Origin of the sequence: Emticicia sp., from assembly GCF_049241225.1 — a bacterium.
GTDB lineage: Bacteria > Bacteroidota > Bacteroidia > Cytophagales > Spirosomataceae > Emticicia.
The window spans coordinates 1-5,569 of record NZ_JBMLRC010000063.1; the positions used below are offsets into that span (position 1 = coordinate 1).

The 5,569-nt window shown below is 39.8% G+C and carries 2 protein-coding genes; one reads left to right on the forward strand and one right to left on the reverse strand.

The window, feature by feature from the left end; all coding sequences use genetic code 11:
• The first annotated feature begins 434 nt into the window (after positions 1 to 434).
• Positions 435 to 4,859 (forward strand): 3-coathanger stack domain-containing protein, encoded by a 4,425-nt coding sequence (locus ACOVO2_RS04235; protein WP_421768766.1) that lies wholly within the window; start codon positions 435 to 437, stop codon positions 4,857 to 4,859.
• 80 nt (positions 4,860 to 4,939) lie between these two features.
• Here ACOVO2_RS04235 and pyrE read toward each other — a convergent pair whose 3' ends face one another.
• Positions 4,940 to 5,569, reverse strand: coding sequence for an orotate phosphoribosyltransferase (gene pyrE / locus ACOVO2_RS04240; protein ID WP_421768767.1), 630 nt, complete (start codon positions 5,567 to 5,569; stop codon positions 4,940 to 4,942).

A 5,569-nucleotide genomic window follows, 5' to 3' on the forward strand; every position in this document is an offset into this window, starting at 1 on the left:
GTTAGGGAGGGGTCAAAATAGACTGATTATCAATTGCTTACAAACCCCACCATTTCTTTCCCTCCCCGATGGAGAGGGAGGAACACGAAAAAAAAGTTGTACTTACTTAAATTACAATGCAGTAATAAACAAATACATATGTAACAATAAAAATTAAGCTGATAGTATTTTTTGTACCGTGCGTCGGTTGCTATGGAGTTTCCCAGCGTTTGAGAAAACACAGAGTTTCACAGAGTTTTTCTATTTTTCCTAGTGTAACTCCATATCGTACTTGATGTTCTTCTGTAGCAAGATATTATCAGTTAAATTTTTCTTTTTACTTACTTAATTTAATGAGCGAAAATAATACCACTAAGTAATTTATCAATTTATTTCTGTTGAAAAACAATTCCACGTATTAGTTTTATAATTTGTCAGCGAAAACATTACAAATAATGAAAAAAAATCTCCTTTGGTTTACGATGTTTATTTGTTTGAGTACATTCGGTCAGCAAGCTCCTACAAGTATTATTACCGGAAGACTCACAAGAGTATCACCTAAGTTAAAAGACTTAAAAGCACCTGAGCCATATGATACTAAAAGAAAAGTTGAAAGAAATCCGAAGTATCAAGAACTACGCAATAAGATCAACAAACGAGTAAGATTTTCGGTGGATAATCCCTTCGCAAAAAGTACCGATAGCGTTATTCAGAAATCCATAAAAAATGGAGAGAAAAAAGCAAGAACTAATGCTCTTTTGGCTTCATTTGATGGGGTTGGTACTACAGAAAACACTGCCGCTGGATTTGGATTATTATCGCCACCAGACCCTGTTTTGAGTGTTGGGCCAAATCATGTAGTGCAGATGATCAATTTGGTGCATCGTGTTTATGACAAGGCAGGAAATCCGTTAACACCTGCTTTAAAGTTTAGCCAGATTGCATCCACCTCAACAGATGATGGTGATCCTATCACACTATACGACCACATTGCCGATCGGTGGATTTTAATGCAATTCAGTAGTTTATTTACATCCGGACGAGAATCCCTAATATTTTGCGTTTCTCAGACGAATGACCCCACAGGAGCATATTATATTTATGAATTTGTTACAACGGGTGTATTTCCTGATTACCCGCACGTAGGTATATGGAATGATAGCTATATCGTAACAACGCATAATTTCAACCAATCAGGAACTGCCTATCTTGGCCAAGGTTATTGGGCTTTTGATAGAAAGAAAATGTTGAGTGGAGAAGCAACCGCTTCAGGTATTGCCTTCAACGACCCATCAACAGGAGGATATTTGCCGGTAAGTTTTGAAGGCTTCAAGACTCCTGAACCAAATGCTTTACCAACCTTCGTAACGTTTAATGCTGATGAGTTTGGAGGTGCCGACGAACTACAAATACGCACCTTGACGCCTAATTTTACAAATCCTTCGGCTTCTACACTTAATAGTGTTACGGCAATTCCTGTAGCTGCTTTTGATGGCCGTTCTCCTTCATCAAATCCTATCGAACAACAGGGTACAACGGCTACATTAGATGCCCTTGCCGATCGTATGATGAGTAGAATTATTTACAGACGTTTTGATGATCATGAATCGTTGGTGATGAACTACGTAGTAAATGTAAGTGGTACAAATCCGACATCGGCATCAGCCTATCAAGCTGCTACTCGATGGTACGAATTAACAAGGGCAAATCCTTCAAGTCCGTGGGCAATAAATCAGCAATCAACTTATTCGCCAACGGCAGTAAATGGTACTACGGGAATTAATCGCTGGATGGGTTGTGCAGGAATTGATCAACGAGGAAATATTGCACTTGCCTACAGTAGATCGAGTACTACAAATTATCCTGATATTTATTATGCGGAACGAAAAAAGTCAGATCCTGTAGGAACGCTTGGAGCAGAACAGCTCTTTCATGCTTCGGGTGGTTCGCAAACTAATACGAATGGACGTTGGGGGGATTATTCTGCCATGACCACCGACCCGACCGATGAAGAAACGCTTTGGTTTACTGCTGAGTATTATGCTACCACTGCTTCAGTTGCTTTTAAGACTCGAATAGGAAGTTTCAAGATAAATGACCCCGTAACCACACCAACGGTTCATTTTAAATTTGGTGGAACAATAGCTCGACAAAAGGAATCGATCGCACCATTAAATGATAATCGTTTTTATAAAGATTATCCCATAACTATCATGGTAGATCAAGCTCCTTCTCAAAATATTAATTTAACAATTACTAAATCAGGAACAGCAACCGAAGGCATTGATTATGATATTCTGAATGCAGGTTCGTTAACTTTGAGTGCATCTAATCTATCACAATCGTTTACTTTGAGAGTATACGATGATTCGTTTAATGAAGCCGACGAATTCGTTGAATTAGCATACACAATGAATGTCAATGGTGGAAATGCAGTTGTAGGTACCTATAATCAAAAACATAGAATTACGATTATAGGGGTTTCGAATTGTCCTTCTGCTAATTTGTCTGTTACTCGTCCAACAACTTTTTGTGACGGAGATTCGGCAATTTTAACTGCCAATTCGGGAAATGACTTGACTTTCCAATGGTATAAAAATAACATATTGATTCCAAACGAAAATCAGGCTGTGTTAATTGCCAAACAATCTGGTAATTATCAAGTAGCAGTAAGTCGTTTAGGTTGTACTATACTGTCTTCGGCAGTGGGTATTAACGTAAAAATCGGAACTCCTGTGCCAGCTACAGTAAGCCGAACCATAACGGCTGGAACTACTATAACAGCAGGGAATGGTTTACAGGCAAGTGCTGTATGTCCGAGTCAGACTACTGTGACTTACACCGGTCCGGTCATTGGATATGATGGTGGCTCTAAAAGTGGTGCCGACCCACAATTGACTATTTCGGGTGCAGGAAATGCAATCGGCAATACAAAAATTTCGATTACGTGGAGAAAAAGAAGTACTGGTTCTCTCAACGACTGTGGCACAGTTGGTGGGTCTGCCAGACCATATTATGATGAAGTTTCCTTTAAAATTTTAGCCCCGAATGGTACTATCATTAATCTACTTAATTCTGATACTTATGCCATTGGAAATTCTCCACTTGGGGTCTTGACGACTGTATTTGAAGATGGCGGTACGGCAATTTTGACTGGAGCAATACCAGCTAACGGAAACTTCGCACCTGTTCAGTCGCTTTCAAGTTTAAATGGTACAAATCCAAATGGTACTTGGACTTTATTGGCCGAGGATGCAGCTTCTGTTGATCCATTATGTGTACAAAGTTTCTCGGTAACTGTACTAACAGCTGGAAATGGAGGACCTAGTACAATTACCTGGTATAATAGCTCAACTGGCGGTACGGCGATCGGCTCTGGAAATGAATATATTCCTTCGGACACCGCACCTGGCACATACACTTATTATGCTCAGGCTAGTTGTTCAGGTTTGACTGAGTGTGCGGTGAGTATTCGTAAACCTGCCTATCTTACTATTTCTCCATCAAATTGTTTGTCAGTAGGAGGGACCGTTGCTTCTGACATGAGCATTTGCTCGGGAAATAATTCAGGAACGCTCACTCTAAGTGGCCAATCTGGCACAATACTTCGTTGGGAATCATCTACTGATAATTTCACAACCATCACCAATATCGCAAATACTAGCACAAGTTTGATATATAATAATCTCACTCAAACTACCAAATATCGTGCGGTGGTGAAAGATAGAACTTGTCCGGAAACGACATCGTCAGTTGCAACTATATCTGTTCTGTCAGTCAGTGCAAGTGCGACCAACAATGGGCCATATTTTGCGGGTCAAACTATTGAAATGACCGCTTCTGGCGGAAATGCTTATCAATGGAGCGGGCCAAATTCTTTCGTGAGTACTTCAAATCCGGTAAGTATTTCAAATGCAACTCTCTCAATGACAGGTATTTATACGGTTACTGTTTCGCAGGGTAGTTGTACTGCCACTGCAACTACCTCGGTTGTTGTTAATGAAAATAGCCCTTGTGCAATGTTAGTCGAATATGACTATGTGCAAGCAGGTAATCCGTTTGTGTTTAAGTTTCCATTATACAATAATATGACAATTGCCGAAGTACCAGAGCAAACTTCGGTTTTGGTGAAACCTATCTGTCCATCAGTGCCAATAGAAAGTTTCAGAATGAAAATTACAGGACTTCCATACTTATACGAAGTTATAGAAAATTTGCCTTTGTTTGCACTTTTCAATAATGCAGAAAATAATGTTTTAGGTAGAAATCTTGGGCCGGGAAGCTATACTTTAACCATAACGGGTTACAGCCAAGACGGTGGACAGGGTAGTGTAGTTTATGGGCCGGTAGATACTCAGTTTACAATTGTGGCCAACAATGCCAGTATATCTACTCCGACTTTCACAATCAACTCACTGTGTGCAGGAAGTACGTTTAATGTGAATTTTACGACGGTAGGAGCTTTTAATCCAGCCAATCAGTTTGATGTGCAACTTTCAGATGCCAATGGCACATTTGATAACCCTCTAATTATCGGTAGTACACCAGCGGCGGGCGTTGCAGTTTGCACCATACCTATGAATATTGCCATTGGGTCAAATTATAGAATTCGGGTGGTTTCTACAAACCAAACCCTGACTGGTACAACAAATAACACAAACTTAAATGCGGTTTCGGCCTCTTTAAATTTGGTTAGCCCGACCAATGATATTTCAAACGGTACGACAACCAATCAAGCAACTCAAACTATTACAGCCACTAATAAAATTTTATCGCCTGCCAATACGATTTACAAAGCAGGAAATTCGATTTTATTGAATGCGGGATTTCAAGCAAATTCAAGCTCCGTTTTCAAGGCTGAAATTGGTGGATGTAATTGATAATTAGCACTTTGAGTAAAATAAAAAAGGTTTGATGCTTCAATGCATCAAACCTTTTTTAGTGAATATGCAAGCAAACATCAAACGCCCCATTTCTCAGGATTGCGTCTCCATTTTTTCAATGATTCTAAAGAGTCAGCTGAGATATAATTTTGAGCAATCGCTTGGTCGATAAGTGCATTGTAATGGCTTAAGGTAACTAATTTTACACCCTTATCGGCAAAGTTTTTATCAGCAACTTTAAAACCATAAGTGAAAATGGCCACCATTCCCACCACCTCAATTCCTGCTTCACGAAGAGCGTCAACGGCTTTTAGTGAACTTCCTCCTGTCGAAATCAAATCTTCGATAACAACCACTTTTTGGCCTTTTTCGATGCGTCCTTCAATCTGATTACCCATACCATGCTCTTTTGGCTTCGGACGTACATAAGCAAATGGTAAACCCAACGCATCGGCAACCAAGGCTCCTTGCGGAATGCCAGCCGTAGCAACACCAGCTACAAGCTCGGCATCTGGAAAGTGTTTTTTGATAGCTTTTGCCAATGATTTCTTGATAAAAGTACGTCCTTCGGCAAATGAAAGTGTTACACGGTTATCGCAATAGATTGGTGAATTCCAACCCGAACTCCATTTAAATGGTTGAGCAGGACTTAATTTTACTGCTTTTGTTTCTAATAATAAAGAAGCGATTTTTTGAGATACGGTCAT

Bases quoted from the DNA above. Each gene is read 5' to 3' on its own strand.
- pyrE (WP_421768767.1), bottom strand. From the start codon at position 5,569: ATGACCGTATCTCAAAAAATCGCTTCTTTATTATTAGAAACAAAAGCA.
- ACOVO2_RS04235 (WP_421768766.1), top strand. From the start codon at position 435: ATGAAAAAAAATCTCCTTTGGTTTACGATGTTTATTTGTTTGAGTACA.